Raw genomic sequence first — 17,795 nt, forward strand, 5'->3', positions numbered from 1 at the left:
TAAATAGAATATAAGAGGTTTTTATTTCAATACTTAAATATCAATAAAACTCATAAAAAAACTCGTTCAATTTCTTGAACGAGTTTTTTTTATCATATATTTTAAAGCTTACTTGCCTTCAGCAGCCTTTTTAGCTTCTTTCTTTAATTTCATATTTTCCCAGATAGTTCCGCCAATCCAATAAGGAACAACAAATGTTAATAAGAATATTAACAACCAAAAACCAGCTGTAAAAACAAACATAAATAAAACTAATCCTGAAAATTGTGAAAAATCTAACATTGAAATATTTTGAAAAATTATTGAAGCAAAAATAAGACTTATTTTCAAAAAACACCAATCAAAAAAATATTTTTTTTAGTTATCTAAAAATGATAATTATCAACTTTATGTAATCATACTTTTTTGTAATTTTGTTGTATCCAAAATTTATATCATAATTATGAAATATAGAATCGAAAAAGATACCATGGGAAACGTAAAAGTTCCTGCAGATAAATACTGGGGGGCACAAACAGAGCGTTCGCGCAATAATTTTAAAATTGGGGCTTCAGCCTCTATGCCTCTGGAAATTGTATATGGTTTTGCGTATCTTAAAAAAGCTGCTGCTTATACAAACGAAGAGCTCGGTGTTTTAACCACCGAAAAGAGAGATCTAATAGCAAAAGTTTGTGATGAAATTTTAGCAGGAAAACTAGATAACCAATTTCCTTTAGTAATTTGGCAAACGGGTTCAGGTACACAATCTAACATGAATGTGAACGAAGTGATTGCCAACAGAGCGCATGAAATTGCAGGAAAAGTTATTGGTGAAGGAGAAAAGACGATTCAACCAAATGATGACGTTAATAAATCGCAATCTTCTAATGATACATTTCCAACAGGAATGCATATTGCAGCATATAAGAAAATTGTAGAAACTACAATTCCAGGTATTGAGCAATTAAGAGATACCTTAAAAGCAAAATCAGAAGCGTTTAAGGATGTTGTAAAAATTGGACGCACACATTTAATGGATGCTACTCCCCTAACTTTAGGTCAAGAGTTTTCTGGCTATGTAGCTCAATTAAACTTCGGTTTAAAAGCTTTAAAAAACACCCTAGAACATTTAGCTCAATTAGCTTTGGGAGGTACGGCAGTTGGTACAGGATTAAACACACCTGCAGGTTATGATGTTTTAGTTGCAAAATATATTGCCCAATTTACAGAAATGCCTTTTATCACTGCAGAAAATAAATTTGAGGCTTTGGCTGCGCATGATGCTTTAGTGGAAACCCACGGAGCCTTAAAACAAGTTGCCGTTTCTTTAAATAAAATTGCAAATGATATTAGAATGATGGCTTCAGGTCCTAGATCAGGAATTGGAGAATTAATAATTCCTGCAAACGAACCAGGCTCATCAATTATGCCAGGTAAAGTAAATCCTACGCAAGCAGAAGCAATGACTATGGTTTGTGCGCAAGTAATGGGTAATGATGTTGCTGTTACTGTTGGTGGCACTCAGGGGCATTATGAACTAAATGTTTTTAAACCTATGATGGCTGCAAATGTTCTACAATCTGCACAATTAATTGGTGATGCCTGTATTTCTTTTAATATACATTGTGCTTCAGGTATAGAACCAAATCATGCAAGAATTACTGAATTAGTAAATAACTCTTTAATGTTAGTTACTGCTTTAAATACTAAAATAGGCTATTACAAAGCTGCAGAAATTGCAAATACTGCGCATCTAAACGGAACTTCTTTAAAAGTAGAAGCTGTACGTTTAGGATATGTTACTCCAGAACAATATGATGATTGGGTAAAACCAGAAGAAATGACTGGTGGTTTAAAATAAAAATATTAATTTTAAAATCTCTTAAAAGCTGCATACTAAATGCAGCTTTTTTTATCTCAAAAAAATAATCATAATAATAGAAAAGGCAGATGAATAAACACGAAGAATTTATGAGTGGAGCTGTAAAAGCAGCATTAAAAGGAATGAATAATAACGAAGGTGGACCTTTTGGTTGTGTTGTTGTCAAAGACGGATTAGTTATTGGTCGAGGAAATAATAAAGTTACTTCTACCAACGATCCTACAGCACATGCAGAAGTTACAGCAATTAGAGATGCTTGTAAAAATATTGGCTCTTTTCAATTAGACGGGTGTATTGTGTATACTTCTTGCGAACCGTGCCCAATGTGTTTAGGAGCCATTTATTGGGCTAGACCAGATAAAGTGTATTATGGAAGCAATCAGCAAGATGCCGCAAACATTGGTTTTGATGATGAATTCATCTATAAAGAAATTCCTTTACCCTATGAAAAAAGAAGTATTCCTTTTGAACAAATTGGAAGAGAAATTGCACTAGAACCCTTTAAGAAGTGGGCAGAAAAACAAGATAAAACTGAATATTAAATTCATACTAAAACCGAAGCTAAAACTTCGGTTTTTCTCTTAAAAACACCTTTCTTTTATAATATTCAAATGATGAATTTGATGACCTGAAAATAAATATCCTAAAGCTCTTACAGACATTTTATTATTTGAAAAACTCCTACTCTTAACAAAGCTTCATCAGAAAAGCTTTTAAATAATTGAATTGAAGACTTTCTTAACACCTCCATTTCATCCAATAAATCATAATAACTGCTATCATTAGCATTGTCGTTCTCAACAAAAAGATCTTATTCAAAACCTGGCAAAGAAGTTTTATCTTTTCTAGCAAAGCACAAAGCTACATAAGAAAAAACCCGTTCCGTATCAATAATGTGCTGAATCAATTCTTTCATCTTCCATTTACCTTCAGCATAAGAAAAATAAAATGGCAAATAATTTTCACGCCTAGGCATGAAAATTATTTGTTATTGAGTTTTCACGCCTAGGCGTGAAAATTATTTGCTATTAAATTTCTACATTTGCAATCGTCACAATAAAAATTCTGTTTGCTATGAATAATTTTCTGAATACATAATTAAATTCTTTTAGACAAGCTACTAAATTTTATGTAATTGATTTCTCGTTTTTAGAAACCAGTTGTGTGTATTGTTCAAAATAAGTAGCATACTCGTTTTTAGGAATCGATATAATAGATTTATTTATGTTTATTGAAGCGAATTTAATAATCAAATAGTCTCTTTTATTTCAATAAAAATTTATAATTATAGCATTACGAAAAAGTTATTTTTTAGCAACAACGTGATGAATTAATTAATTAAAAATTAATGTTTAATTCGCATTTTTATCAAAATATATAATTTAAAACCTCAAATAAATATGAAAAAGATTTTTTTATTAACCTTAACATGTATTCTTTGTTTTAGTGCTTGTAACAAGGATGACACCCCTTCAAATAGAGATTTGTATGCAAACAATCCAGATGCATTTATAACCATTTGGAAAACTGATAATCCAGGAGATTCAGAAGACAATCAAATTGAAATACCTGGCTCAGGAACAAAATACAAAATATTTTGGGAAGAATTAGGGAACCCTAGTAATAGTGGTTTAGTAACAGCAACTAATTCTCGTATTATAACATTTCCAAAAGCTGGAACCTACAAAGTTAGTATCAGTGGCGGAGCACCTGCTTTTCATCGGATTAAATTTAGTAGTTCAAATTCTAAAAAAATAATTTCAATAAAACAATGGGGTACTATAGAATGGTCTTCTTTTGAAGATGCATTTGTGGGATGTGGAAACCTTAATGCGAGTGCTACAGACTCCCCAGACCTAAAAAATGTAGAGAATATGAAGAGTATGTTTTATGGTTGTCAAAATTTTAATGGAAATACATCTGATTGGGATGTTAGCAATGTAACGAAAATGGGTATGGTTTTTTTTGCTTGCAACAATTTTAACCAAGATATTTCTAGTTGGGATGTTAGTAACGTGACGAACATGCATGCTATGTTTACCGGTGCATTTGTATTTAATCAAGATATTTCTAGTTGGGATGTAAGTAATGTCACTACTATGAGTTCGACTTTTAGTGCTGCACATAATTTTAATCAAAATATATCTATCTGGGACACCAGTAGTCTAATAAATGTGAGTGACATGTTTCATGGAGCAATAAGTTTTAATCAAGATATTTCTAATTGGGATTTAAGTAATGTAACTGATATGAATTATATGTTTACAAATGCAAAAAAATTCAACCAAGATATTTCTAGTTGGGATGTAAATAATGTAGAATTGATGTCTTATGTTTTTTGGGGTGCATCAAATTTTAACCAAGATATTTCTGGTTGGGATGTTAGCAACGTCACTCAAATGGCTTGGACATTTTTAAATGCAACAAATTTTAGTCAAGATATTTCTGATTGGGATGTTAGCAATGTACAAAGATGTAATTCTTTCGCAGATGGCTCTAATCTAGATGATAGCCAATTACCTAATTTTCCAGCAAACTGCAATTAAACACTAAAAATCAAAAATAATGAAAAAGATGGTTTAAACCCTATATACTTACCAATCCTGTCTGCAGGCTGTAATTAAGTTACTCAATAATTATTAAGTGATATTAAACCGAAGCTAAAACTTCGGTTTTTTTATTATAAATATCTTTCTTTTATAATATTCAAATGATGCATTTGATGCCCTGAAAATAAATATCCTAAAGCTCTTACAGACATTTTATTATTCGAAGCAACACCTACTCTTAACAAAGCTTCATCAGAAAAGCTTTTAAATAATTGGATTGAAGATTTTCTTAACACCTCCATTTCATTTAATAAATCATAATAGTTTCTATCGTTTGCATTGTCATTCTCAACAAAAACATCTTGATCAAATCCAGGCAAAGAAGTATTATCATTTCTAGCAAAACATAAAGCTCTATAAGAAAAAACCCGTTCTGTATCAATAATGTGCTGAATCAATTCTTTGATCGTCCATTTGCCTTCAGCATAAGAAAAATTGTGCTTTTCTACTGGTAAATTTCTTAATACATCATCAAATACTTTTTGAGAAGCTACTAAATTTTCTATAATTGATTTCTCATCTTTAGAAACCAGTTGCATGTATTGTTCAAAATAAGGAGCATATTCGTTTTTAGGAATCATTAATAAAGTTTTAAGTTAGCAAAAAATAACTTATTTTTTTATATTTACAAAAAAAACATGAAAAAAATTTTATTATTTACCTTGACAAGCATTCTTTGTTTTAATGCTTGTAACAATGATGACACCACTTCAATTAGAGAATTGTATGGAAACAGTCCAAATGCGTTTGTAACCATCTGGAAAACTGATGAACCTGAAGGATATACAGAAGACAATCAAATAGAAATACCAGGCTCAGGAACAAATTATAAAATATTTTGGGAAGAAGTAGGTAATCCAAATAATAATGGTTTAGAAACAGCAACTAATTCTCATACTATAACATTTCCAAAAGCTGGAATCTACAAAGTTAGCATAAGTGGTGGAACCCCTGCTTTTCATCAAATTAAATTTAGTAGTCCATATTTAGATAATGATAAAATAATTTCAATAGAACAATGGGGTAATATAGAATGGTCATCATTTAATCATGCGTTTAATTATTGTAAGGCACTTGAAATAAATGCGAAAGACAACCCTAACCTAAAGAAGGTAAAAGACATGAGTTCCATGTTTAAAGCTTGTTGGATGCTAGAATATGGCGTTTCTGATTGGGACTTAAGTAATGTAACTGATATGAATGAAATGTTTTTAGGGGCTAGATACTTTAATGACGATATTTCTAGTTGGGATGTTAGCAGTGTGACAAATATGGCTTTCATGTTTTATGGAAACCACACTTTTAATCAAGATATTTCTAATTGGGATGTAAGCAATGTAACTAATATGACTGGTGTTTTTGCTGAATGCAGAAACTTTAACCAAGATATTTCTAGTTGGGATGTTAGTAAAGCGACTAGTATGCATGGTATGTTTTATCAATCTAACTTTAACAATGATATTTCTAATTGGGATGTCAGTAATGTAACTAATATGACTGGTGTTTTTGCTCAATGCAGAAACTTTAACCAAGATATTTCTAGTTGGGATGTTAATAAAGTGATTAGTATGCATGGTATGTTTGTAGGTGCAGAAAGCTTTAATCAAAATATTTCTGGTTGGGATGTAAGCAATGTAACTGATATGAGTTATATGTTTAGTGCAGCAGAAAGTTTTAACCAAAATATTTCTGATTGGGATGTTAGCAATGTTACTGAATGTTTTTACTTTTCTGAAAACTCTGGATTAGAATTAAATTATATTCCAAGCCTACAAGGAGGCTGTAATTAATTGACAAAAAAATATTTAGACTTTAAAACCGTTGCGAATTGCATCGGTTTTTTTATTTATTTACACATAGATAATGTATTATCTTTACTTTTCTATGAAAACACTTTTTGTAAATATAAAAGAACTCATTCAGGTTAGGGATACTGGTGTAAAAAAAGTATCCGGTAAAGCTATGAATAGTTTGCCTACTATTAAAAATGCTTTTTTATTAATTGAAAACGATAGAATCATAGATTTTGGTAAGATGGAACAATTACCAAACCGATCAGTTGCCAATATGATAGATTGTAAGGGTAAAATGATACTTCCAACTTGGTGCGATTCTCATACCCATATCGTATTTGCTGGCAATAGAGAGCAAGAATTTGTAGATAGAATTAACGGGTTGTCTTATGAGGAAATTGCCAATAATGGTGGAGGAATTTTAAACTCTGCCAAAAAATTACAAAGAACTTCAGAAGAAGATTTGTACAATCAATCTGCAAAAAGGTTAGAAGATGTAATTGCTTTAGGCACTGGGTCTTTAGAAATAAAATCAGGATACGGATTAACAGTTGAAGCTGAATTAAAAATGTTACGAGTTATCAGAAAACTCAAAGAAAATTATGCCATTCCTATCAAAGCAACTTTTTTAGGGGCTCATGCAGTTCCAACAGAATTTAAGAATAACAAAGAAGGCTACATCAATTTAATTATTGAAGAGATGATGCCTAAAATAGTTGAAGAAAATTTAGCTGATTTTATAGATGTTTTTTGCGAGGTTGGCTATTTTTCTGTGGATGAGACAAACAAAATTTTATCTGCTGGAAAAAAACATGGCTTAATTCCGAAAGTGCATGTAAATCAGTTTAATGTTATTGGCGGAATTCAAGTTTCAACAAAACACAATGCGCTTTCTGTGGACCATTTAGAAGTTTTAAATGATGACGATATTGCAAGTTTAAAAGCTTCTGAAACCATGCCTGTAGCACTTCCCTCCTGTTCTTTTTTCTTAGGCATTCCATATACTCCAGCAAGGAAAATAATAGATAGTGGTTTAGCATTAGCTATTGCAACTGACTATAACCCTGGATCTACACCTTCTGGAAACATGAATTTTGTGGTTGCTACCGCTTGTATAAAGATGAAAATGACACCTGAAGAAGCCATAAATGCAGCTACTATAAATGGAGCTTTTGCTATGAACTTAGAGAACACTGTAGGTTCTATTACAAAAGGAAAATTAGCTAATTTTATCATTACAAAAGAAATTCCTTCTTATGGTTTTTTACCTTACAGTTTTGGTTCTAATTTAATTAATGAAGTCTATATTAACGGAAATCTTAAATAATGTTTTTCAGAAAGATCTCCTACTTCAAATTTCTTTTAGAATCTACAAATCAACATGGAGTGCATTCTCCTTTTGTTTTTGATTTTGTTACAAAAGGATTGTATCATAAAAAGATAATAAATAATATTCCTGAAAAATATCCAGCATTAAAATCACTTACAAAAAAAGAAGAAAGGATTCTTTCAAAAATTATACACTATTTTAATATTAGCACCATCCATTTTGACCTTGTAAGTTTAAATAAAAACTTAAATAATAAATACAAATTACTATATATAAAACTCTCAAAAGAGTTAATATTAGATGAATTAAAAAAGTTAAACTCAAAACATTTTGTGGTTGTTCATGGAATTTATAAGGATAAAAAAACAAAATTAAAGTGGTTAGAAATCATCAAAAAAACAGAAGATATTGTAACTATTGATTTATTTTATTTCGGAATCATTTTTTTCAGAAAAGAACAAGCTAAAGAACATTTTAATATTAGAGTTTAACACTTTCTAAAAGATAAACTTTGTAACTTTGGTCTTTATATCGAGCAATTAAATAAAATGAAAATATATACAAAAACTGGAGATAAAGGAACTACTGCTTTATTCGGTGGAACAAGAGTTAAAAAATATAATTTACGTATTGAAAGTTATGGTACTGTAGACGAATTAAATTCTTACATTGGCTTGATAAAAGACCAAGAAATCAATAGTTATATTAAAGAATCTTTATTAAAAGTTCAAAATGATTTATTCACTTTAGGCGCTATGTTGGCAACTCCTCCTGAAAAAGAAACTTTAAAATCAGGAAAAGAACGATTGAATATTCCTAAAATTGATAGTGATTCTATCTTGTTTTTAGAAAATGAAATTGATAAAATGGATGCATTGCTTCCACAAATGACTCATTTTATCCTTCCTGGAGGCCATCAATCAGTGTCATTTTGTCACATTGCCAGATGTGTTTGCAGAAGAGCAGAACGGTTATCTGTAGAATTAAATGACCAAGAAAATATACAAAATGACATTATAAAATACTTAAACCGACTTTCTGACTTTCTTTTTGTGTTGGCACGAATGTTGTCTAAAGAGTTACTAGTAGAGGAAATCAAGTGGATTCCTGAAAAAAATAGTTAAGTTCTTTTTTTATCGATTTTGAAGTGAACTTTACTTTTATTTAAATTATAAATAACTGATTTATAGGTATTCATAAAAAAAAGCAACAACTTCAAAGTATATTTCTTAAAAAAGACTTGCATAACTGCGTAAAAAAATTATTTTTGCACAAAATTAAATATTAAGAAATGTATTGGACATTAGAATTAGCATCGTATTTAGCAGATGCACCTTGGCCAGCAACCAAAGATGAGTTAATAGATTATGCTATTAGAACTGGAGCTCCTTTAGAAGTAGTAGAAAATCTACAAGATATAGAGGATGAAGGTGATTCATATGACTCAATTATTGAAATTTGGCCAGATTATCCTACAGAAGATGATTATCTTTGGAACGAGGATGAATACTAAATAAAATAATCTAATATAAAAAGTCTCTAAAGAGACTTTTTTTTTGTTTTCTTTTAGCCAAGAAAACAGGTTTTTTTAAGATCGTTAAAGTCTTGATTTACAACTAAACAATATAGCTAAAAATGTAGCTAATAAAAATATATAAAGAATGAGTATTTTAAATTCGGTAATCAAACTTTTTGTAGGAGATAAACAACAAAAAGATTTAAAAATTTTACAACCAGTTGTTGAAGACGTAAAAAAGTTTGAAGCAGAAATTGCTCAATTATCTCATGATGGTTTAAGAGCCAAAACACAAGAGTTTAAAAATAAAATTAAGGAGGCTACAAAAGAGTTTGATGATAAAATTGAAACGCTAGAAGAAGAAGCAAAAAATGCAAATATTGATAGACAAGAAGATATTTATACAGAAATTGATTCTTTAAAAGATGAAGCTTACAAAATTTCTGAAGAAACTTTATTACAACTTATGCCAGAAGCTTTTGCAGTCATCAAAGAAACTGCAAAACGTTTTGTAGAAAATGAAGAAGTAGAGGTTACTGCTACTGCCTTTGATAGAGAATTATCTGGCGAAAGAGATCATATTACTTTAGAAGACGATAAAGCTTTTTGGGCAAACTCATGGGATGCTGCTGGTAAACCTGTTACTTGGGATATGGTTCATTATGATGTTCAATTAATTGGTGGCTCTGTTTTACATCAAGGTAAAATTGCAGAAATGATGACTGGTGAGGGAAAAACATTAGTTTCAACTTTACCTGTTTATTTAAATGCTTTAACCGGAAATGGAGTTCACGTAGTTACCGTAAACGATTATTTAGCAAAACGGGATAAAGCTTGGATGGGACCAATTTTTGAGTTTCACGGACTTTCTACAGACTGTGTAGATTATTACCAACCCAACTCTAACGAAAGAAGACAAGCGTATAATGCAGATATTACTTACGGAACAAATAACGAATTTGGATTTGATTATTTACGTGATAATATGGCCAGTTCTAAAGATGATTTAGTGCAAAGAGCCCCAAATTATGCCATTATTGATGAAGTAGATTCTGTTTTAATTGATGATGCTAGAACTCCGTTAATTATTTCGGGCCCAGTACCACAAGGAGATAGACATGAATTTAATGATCTAAAACCACTAGTGGCCGATTTAGTTTCTTTACAAAAACAACATCTAGTTAGTGTTTTAGCAGAAGCTAAAAAATTAATTGCCGATGGTAACACCAAAGATGGTGGGTTCTCATTGTTAAGAGTTTACAGAGGTTTGCCAAAAAATAAAGCCTTAATTAAATTTTTATCACAAGAAGGGATTAAGCAAATTTTACAGAAAACAGAAAATTATTACATGGCAGACAACAATAAGTTGATGCCAGAAATTGATGAAGATTTATGGTTTGTTGTTGAAGAAAAAAATAATCAAATTGATTTAACGGATAAAGGAATAGCGCACTTATCAAAAAAGACTCAAAATGACAACTTCTTTGTATTACCAGATATTGGTGTAAAGATTGGTGAAATTGATACTGCAGAGACTACTTCTGAAGAAAAGGTTTCTCAAAAAGAAGAATTATATAAAGATTTTAGTATCAAAAGTGAACGTATTCATACAATGAATCAACTCTTAAAAGCATACACTGTTTTTGAGAAAGATGTTGAATATGTTGTGATGGAAAATAAAGTAATGATTGTTGATGAACAAACTGGGCGTATCATGGATGGTCGTCGTTATTCAGATGGATTACATCAAGCAATTGAAGCTAAAGAAAATGTAAAAATTGAGGATGCTACTCAAACTTTTGCAACGGTAACATTACAGAATTACTTTAGAATGTACAGAAAACTGTCTGGAATGACAGGAACAGCAATTACGGAAGCTGGTGAATTATGGGAAATCTACAAATTAGATGTAGTGGAAATACCTACAAACAAACCGATTCAAAGGGATGATAAAGAAGATCTAGTTTATAAAACTGCTCGTGAAAAATACAATGCAGTTATTGAAGATATTGTAAAATTAGTTGAGCAAAAACGACCAGTTTTGGTAGGAACAACTTCTGTTGAAATATCAGAACTATTGGGAAGAATGTTACAGATGCGTAAAATTCCTCATAATATTTTAAATGCAAAATTACACAAGCGTGAAGCTGATGTTGTTGCAGAAGCTGGTAAACCTGGTATTGTGACTATTGCTACAAATATGGCTGGACGTGGAACAGATATTAAACTTTCTGAAGAGGTAAAAGTATCTGGTGGTTTAGCTATTATCGGTACAGAAAGACATGATTCTAGACGTGTGGATAGACAGTTAAGAGGACGTGCAGGTAGACAAGGTGATGTTGGGTCAACACAATTTTATGTTGCTTTAGATGACAATTTAATGCGTTTATTTGGTTCTGATAGAATTGCCAAAATGATGGATAGAATGGGTTTAAAAGAAGGTGAAGTAATTCAGCATTCCATGATTACTAAATCTATTGAAAGAGCACAAAAGAAAGTAGAGGAAAATAACTTCGGAATCAGAAAACGTTTATTAGAATATGACGATATTATGAACGCTCAACGTGAGTTTGTTTATAAGAGAAGACGTAATGCGTTGGATGGAAAACGTTTACAAGTGGATATTGCAAATATGATTTATGATACTTGTGAATCGATTATTAATAGTAATAAAGCGGTTAAAGATTTTCAGAATTTCGAGTTTGAATTGATTAAGTTTTCTTCAATGACTTCGCCTTTTTCTGAAGAGGACTTCGAGAAACTTTCTGAGAAGGAATTGGCTGATCAATTATATGAAATAGTTTCTAAACATTACAAAAGTAAAATTGAAAGAAATGCTATTTTGGCTTTTCCTGTTATTAAAGGTGTGTTTGAGAATGAAGGAGATAGGTATGAAAGAATTGTAGTTCCTTTCACAGATGGAATTAAATCTTTACAAGTTGTTACGAACTTAAAAGAAGCCTATGAAAGTGAAGGAAAAAGCTTAATTACAGATTTCGAAAAAAATATTACGTTAGCAATTATTGATGAAAATTGGAAAGATCATTTACGTAAAATGGATGAGTTAAAACATTCAGTACAGAATGCATCTTATGAGCAAAAAGATCCTTTATTAATCTACAAGTTTGAGGCATTTGAATTGTTCAAGAAAACAGTAGATGAAATTAATAAAGAAGTATTGTCTTTCTTATTCAAAGGAGAATTACCTTCTCAAGATACCAACCAAATTTCTGAGGCACGTCAGCAAAAAAGAGAACGTTTAAATACGAGTAAAGCAGATGTTCAAAACTCTACTGAGCAAGCTATTCAAAATTCTCGTCAACAATCTGAACCTGTCGAAACTGTTGTTCGTGAACAACCAAAGATTGGTAGAAACGAACGTGTTACTATAAAAAATGTAATGAGCGGTGAAGAAAAAGAAGTGAAATATAAACAAGCTATCCCTTTATTAGAAAAAGGAGAATTTGTTTTAGTTAATAAATAATTAGTGCTAAAAGTTCTCGAAATAAGTTTCTTTAAAAAAGAAATTGTCTCGAACTAACAATAAGTAATAAATCCGTTTAGAAGTTTTCTAAACGGATTTTGTATTTTAGAAAACAAGGATGGATAAACCTATTTTAAATCCTTTTGGGAAAATACTTCCAATTTTTCTTGGTACCTGGTTTGGTACTGCTTTTTTACTCATTTTATCAAGTGCTCATCTTTTTATGAAAACACTATTTCAGAAGAAATATGTAATGACCAAAAATATGATTATTGGGACTCCAACCACCTTTTTAATTCAAGTAAAGAATTATTTTAAAAATAAAAAAAACTAACACCAATAAAAAAACCGTTTAAAAATTAATTATAAACGGTTCTTTACATTTTACTTCTAGGATTATTCTTTGATAAATTTTGTTGTAAAACTTCCTTCAATAGATGAAATTTTTATCAAATACAATCCGCTGGATAATTCTTCAATATTCAATTTTTCTGCATTTCTATTGAACTCTAGTACCTTTTTTCCGACTACCGAATAAATTTCAACTTTAATTATTGTCTTAATTGGTGAAACAATACGCAGCACATTTTTAACCGGATTAGGATATAAATGAACAGCTTGTGTCCACTTATTATTTTCAACATTTAAAGCACAATTATTTCCAACCGTATATGATAAATATTTAGTTACCGCTAGACCCCCGGCAAAAGCAAATTTACAAGCATAGCTAATAGTTTGTCCGTTCGTTAAACCAGTAATTGTTTTGGAAAACTTTTTTCCAGAAACGGCATTCATGGTAGTTTCCGAAAATGGTGACTCTTCCCATAAATAAGCACCAACATCAGATTTATCTGTATCTAATAACTCAAATGTAATTGTAACATCTGTGCCATTGGTTTCAAATTCATAATTATAGCCTATTGAAAAAGACCCCTGAGTTGCATCACTATCAGTTCCAATACATTGAGAATTAGAACTCCCCAGGGTTGTTGCTTGCAAGTTTAATGGATTATTTAAAGCGATGTTCCCAGACAAATCTTTTGCCGAAATAGCGAAAGAATACAATGTTTCTGGCGTCAAACTATTTACAATATAAGCTTTTTGAACCCCTGAATCTCCGCTTATTGATTCTGAGGAACTGCCGTAAGAAATATCATAAATTACCTTACCTGAACCGTCTGAAGCCTTTAATAATAATTCAACACTATTAGCAGTTATGTTTCCAAGAGAAGCTGTAAAATTTTCTGGAGCCGTTACATCAGAGGCACTGCCTGAACAATTATCTCCTACTACATAATTAAAATATTTTGTAGCGGCTAAACCTCCTGCATAAGCAAATTTACAAGCATAACTTAATGTTTCTCCTGTTGTAAAACCACTAATGGTCTTAGAAAAAGTTAAATCACCAACCTCTGCTAATTGAGTTTCAGAGAAAGGAGATTGCTTCCATAAATACGCAATAACCCCCGCTTTGTTATTATCTAACAATTTAAATGTAATTGTTACGCTGGAACCCACAGTCTCAAAAGTCACCTCATACCCTTGTGAAAAACTTCCCTGCTGCGCTTCAGTAGAAGTTTCAGAGCATAATTTTTCTTCAGAAACGGTAATATTTACTGCTGCAGATGTTGTTTTAGCAGCCATATTATCAGTGGCTACCGCAGTAATTTCATGATTTCCAATAGCGGCGATAGGCCAAACTAAACTAAAAGGAGCAGTTGTATCTTCTCCTATTTTTTGAGAGCCATCAAAAAACTCTACTATTATAATACTGCCATCTAAATCGGTAGCAATTGTTGTTATATTGATATCCTCCCCTTCTTTAAAAGAAGATTCATTGCTTGGTGAAGTTATCGAAATTGAAGGGCTTAGATTCCCTTCTGCAGAAACAAGAATTAAAACCTCATCAAAATCGTTGTAAGTACCATTACTAACAGTTAATTTTAACTTATACACGCCATTTTCTAAATTAGAAATATTTGGTGATGCAATTGTGGTATTATCAAAATTTATAATTGAGGGGCCGTAAATCTGTTCCCATTGATAGATGATAGTTTCACCTTCTGGGTCATAACTTGAGGAACCATCTAAAACTCCCGTTGAATTTGGCAATATTACAGAAACATTTGTGCCTGCATCAGCAACTGGAGGTACGAATGGTAATGATTCTTTATAGCTAAAAGTCATTTTACCTAAATTAAATTCTCCACTTTCAATAAATAAGCGTAGCACATGCTCACCTTTTGTTAATGCAATATTAGAAGCACTATTTGTTGTCCAATTTTCCCAGTCGTTAGAATTTGGAACTGAAATACTTGGACTTACTTTCTTTCCTTCTATTTCAAAATAGAATGGGCCTCCTCCATTAGAATTACCAGAGGCAGCTCTATAACTTAGGTCATAAAGACCTGCTGTTTCAACATTAACCGTGTACTCCATCCATTCACCAGCACCAGTCCAACCGACTGTTGCGCCTTCTCCATTTACGGAAATAGCATCCACATTTTCTCCAGTTCTAAAATCTCCATTATTTCCAATAGAGTTATCTATATATGATATGTTTTGTCCTATTCCTCCTTCAAATTTATCGTAAAAACCAGCTTCAATAGTACCTGGAATTGAAATAGCACTTCCTGAATAAGGAATCTGCTCACCCACTTGAACGTTTATAATATTTGAGACATTAAACTGATTATCAACATAAATTTTAGCATAAAAACCGTGAACACCCAATGTTAAATCTGCAGCTTTTATAGCAAAAGGAGCAGCTGTATCCTCTCCAATTAAATTTTTACCGTCATAAAAGGCTACTTTAGTAATACCATTTCCAGAGGTGGTTACAGATAAATTTACACTACCGTTAGGAAAAGCTTGGTCGAAGTCTGAGGACAAAACTCCACTTGCATCAACATCTCTACTTGTTCTCATTTGATTTGCGGGAACCGTCAATTGAAAACCATCAGAAAATGAAACAGTAATTTCGGAATCTGAATAATTGTGTGCCACATATGTATTTTCTCCGTTTTGATTAAAAACCAAAGCAATAGGATAATTTGCCGTAATTGAGGCATCTACTACACCCATAGCATTAACACCGTGCAACCAATGATACGTTTGAGCATCAGAAATACCAAACTTTAAATTTCTTTCTGGATATGCATTATATAAATCAACTGCGGCTTGAGGATTTGTGAATGATAAATATTTCCAATAGGTATCATGCCATAAATTATCATTATTCTCTTTACTCAAAACACCTGTATTTGATGCGATTTCTGTCCAAAGCTTTTTAGAATATTCTTGATTGTGTCCTAAATAAAAAGAACCTCCATGAATGGGATACATTTCTATACCATAAGCTGCAGCTATATCTGCCGTCCAAAATGTTCCATTATCATAAGAATTTCCCCAAACTCTTGAAACCAAACTGTATTGCTGATTTGCTTGAAAATTCCGCTCATAAACATCAAACCAATATTCCTCAACAGCCGTTTGTTCTGTTGTATAAATATAAATTCCCAAATCTCTAATACTATTATCTTCTGTGATGGTTCCCCAATGGATTAATGAAGAGGCAAACTGCATACTTTCTGAAGTAGATTCTTGATCATTTCCTTGTGGAAAAGTTGCAAATCCATTTGCCCAACTATGACCTGCATAAGGACTAAAATTTCTTAAAAATGGAAATTGAATATCATTTCTATCGATTGAAGCTGCATCCCTAATTAAAACATTAATCATATCTCCCCATTTTGCAGACCATCCGGGTTCAAATTGTTCCATAAAAGCGGCAGCATGAATAAAATATCCCCAGTGAAAATGATGATCATTAATATTGTTATCTTGACCATGACCTGCAGGATAGCCTAACATTGCAGACCAAGTACTATTATAATAAAATAAAAAAGCTACTTCTCCTGACTCATAAGTTAACCAATCTTCCAAACGTTCTTTAACGGTTGCAATCATTTTATCTCTTGCCGCAATATCGCCTGTTTGATCTGCAATTCTTGCAGTTTGAATTAATCGATTCATCACCTGTCCTTCATTATAAGAATCTGTCCAAGTTGCTAAACCATCATTCTCTATTTGGGAAATTTTAGCATCTAAATCAGATGGACTAAATCCATCACTATAATTTGCTAAATAAGGAATTGTAGGTAAAATACCTTTATAGGTATTTTCTACAGTAAAAGTATTACTATCTAGCATGTTTAACGTTCCTCGAACAGAACTATATACATATGTATTAGGTGTTGGTGAATTAGAACTTAAATTATACCATTGATGAGGCAATAACCCTAGCAGCATATTAGAATTCGTGCCTTCTTTTATATCTGTATCTACGGAGAATGTTGTTGTTACTTTTGCATTATTTTCATCATAACTCCAGGAGGTTGAACTATTTGAAGGAAATACATATGCATATTTCTTTAAGTCTTGAGCTACAGCAGTTACATTACTTGTATTTTGCGGTAACATTGCCATAGACCAATAATCTTTACCATTTAAGATCGAAGTATAAATTTTTCCGGATTGTGACCAAGTGCTTCCAAAAGGCGCATAAAAAACAAAATCTGCACCACTTGTTGCATTTTCTATAATTAAAATTTCATTTGAAATACTAGCTGATCCTGAATTCACTTTAATTTCTACGATATCATCCGCATCTTTTTCAAAATATATAAAAGGCATTCCAATTCCTGAAGTAGCTTTTAACTCATGGTTTGAATCCTTCCAATTCATAGAGACAGTCCAATCTGAATAATCTGAAACGGTCGCTTTACTGGTATTTAAACCTGTAATACCTACCTCTATTGGAGCTGAATCTCCGATAACACCAAATGGGATGTATGTAACAATTAAACCCGTATTAATAGTTTTCATAGTCATGGGATAATTAAATAAATTATCTGCATGATTTTCTTTAACCAATTTAGACCACCAATCGTTGGTAGGAACTGGTTTACCAATAGCATTTCCGCTTAATTGAGGTGATCCTGATGGAAAACCATTTCTACCCGCGGTATCTGCCCCTGGATGTGAATTGGTATAGCTAGCACTACCCACCTGAGTTGTTTGCGCTAAAAAGGAAAAAGCACAAAATAATATTAAGAAAATAAAGACTGTTTTTCTAGCTATTTTATTCATAAATGTCATGTTATTATTTTTAATTTTCTTGAAATAGAATTAGTATTATAC

At 31.6% G+C, this 17,795-nt stretch carries 14 protein-coding genes; 10 read left to right on the plus strand and 4 right to left on the minus strand.

The window, feature by feature from the left end; genetic code table 11:
• Positions 1-108: 108 nt before the first annotated feature.
• Positions 109-282, minus strand: a complete 174-nt coding sequence (locus ATE90_RS13550) for a hypothetical protein (protein ID WP_036785962.1) — start codon at positions 280-282, stop codon at positions 109-111.
• A gap of 160 nt (positions 283-442) precedes the next feature.
• Here ATE90_RS13550 and fumC point away from each other — a divergent pair, with 160 nt between their 5' ends.
• Complete coding sequence (gene fumC, locus ATE90_RS06740; protein WP_036785959.1) at positions 443-1,840, plus strand: class II fumarate hydratase; 1,398 nt, start codon at positions 443-445, stop codon at positions 1,838-1,840.
• Between the two features lie 89 nt (positions 1,841-1,929).
• Positions 1,930-2,403, plus strand: a complete 474-nt coding sequence (locus ATE90_RS06745) for a nucleoside deaminase (protein ID WP_036785947.1) — start codon at positions 1,930-1,932, stop codon at positions 2,401-2,403.
• A gap of 269 nt (positions 2,404-2,672) precedes the next feature.
• Here ATE90_RS06745 and ATE90_RS13660 read toward each other — a convergent pair whose 3' ends face one another.
• The gene (locus tag ATE90_RS13660) at positions 2,673-2,837 is read right to left on the minus strand and encodes a hypothetical protein (protein WP_235317730.1); all 165 of its coding nucleotides are present in this window, start codon (positions 2,835-2,837) and stop codon (positions 2,673-2,675) included.
• 424 nt (positions 2,838-3,261) lie between these two features.
• On the opposite strand from ATE90_RS13660, the gene ATE90_RS06760 reads away from it, so the two are divergent.
• Entirely contained in the window at positions 3,262-4,407 is a 1,146-nt protein-coding gene (locus ATE90_RS06760; RefSeq protein WP_101451102.1) for a BspA family leucine-rich repeat surface protein, read from the plus strand.
• A 134-nt stretch (positions 4,408-4,541) separates the two neighbouring features.
• Here ATE90_RS06760 and ATE90_RS06765 read toward each other — a convergent pair whose 3' ends face one another.
• Positions 4,542-5,051: a DinB family protein gene (locus ATE90_RS06765; RefSeq protein WP_101451104.1), complete on the minus strand. Its 510-nt coding sequence runs from the start codon at positions 5,049-5,051 to the stop codon at positions 4,542-4,544.
• Between the two features lie 57 nt (positions 5,052-5,108).
• On the opposite strand from ATE90_RS06765, the gene ATE90_RS06770 reads away from it, so the two are divergent.
• The 7 genes from ATE90_RS06770 to ATE90_RS06800 all read left to right on the plus strand — a co-directional run bounded on the left by ATE90_RS06770 (position 5,109) and on the right by ATE90_RS06800 (position 12,927).
• Positions 5,109-6,260, plus strand: a complete 1,152-nt coding sequence (locus ATE90_RS06770) for a BspA family leucine-rich repeat surface protein (protein ID WP_101451106.1) — start codon at positions 5,109-5,111, stop codon at positions 6,258-6,260.
• 94 nt (positions 6,261-6,354) lie between these two features.
• Positions 6,355-7,590 (plus strand): imidazolonepropionase, encoded by a 1,236-nt coding sequence (gene hutI / locus ATE90_RS06775; RefSeq protein WP_101451108.1) that lies wholly within the window; start codon positions 6,355-6,357, stop codon positions 7,588-7,590.
• Entirely contained in the window at positions 7,590-8,084 is a 495-nt protein-coding gene (locus ATE90_RS06780) for a hypothetical protein (RefSeq protein WP_036785938.1), read from the plus strand. Before hutI ends, ATE90_RS06780 begins: the two co-directional genes overlap by 1 nt.
• 57 nt (positions 8,085-8,141) lie before the next feature.
• On the plus strand, positions 8,142-8,717 hold the full coding sequence (locus ATE90_RS06785; protein WP_036785935.1) for a cob(I)yrinic acid a,c-diamide adenosyltransferase: 576 nt from the start codon (positions 8,142-8,144) through the stop codon (positions 8,715-8,717).
• 167 nt (positions 8,718-8,884) lie between these two features.
• A complete protein-coding gene (locus ATE90_RS06790) occupies positions 8,885-9,106 on the plus strand; it encodes a DUF2795 domain-containing protein (protein WP_036785931.1) in 222 nt (73 codons plus the stop codon).
• 148 nt (positions 9,107-9,254) lie between these two features.
• Entirely contained in the window at positions 9,255-12,593 is a 3,339-nt protein-coding gene (gene secA / locus ATE90_RS06795; RefSeq protein ID WP_101451110.1) for a preprotein translocase subunit SecA, read from the plus strand.
• Between the two features lie 118 nt (positions 12,594-12,711).
• Entirely contained in the window at positions 12,712-12,927 is a 216-nt protein-coding gene (locus ATE90_RS06800; RefSeq protein WP_101451112.1) for a hypothetical protein, read from the plus strand.
• Positions 12,928-12,989: 62 nt separating this feature from the next.
• Here the strand turns inward: ATE90_RS06800 and ATE90_RS06805 are convergent, their stop codons facing one another.
• Entirely contained in the window at positions 12,990-17,744 is a 4,755-nt protein-coding gene (locus tag ATE90_RS06805; RefSeq protein ID WP_036785920.1) for a glycosyl hydrolase, read from the minus strand.
• Positions 17,745-17,795: the final 51 nt, after the last annotated feature.

It is taken from the genome of Polaribacter sp. Hel1_33_96 (assembly GCF_002846595.1).
GTDB lineage: Bacteria > Bacteroidota > Bacteroidia > Flavobacteriales > Flavobacteriaceae > Polaribacter.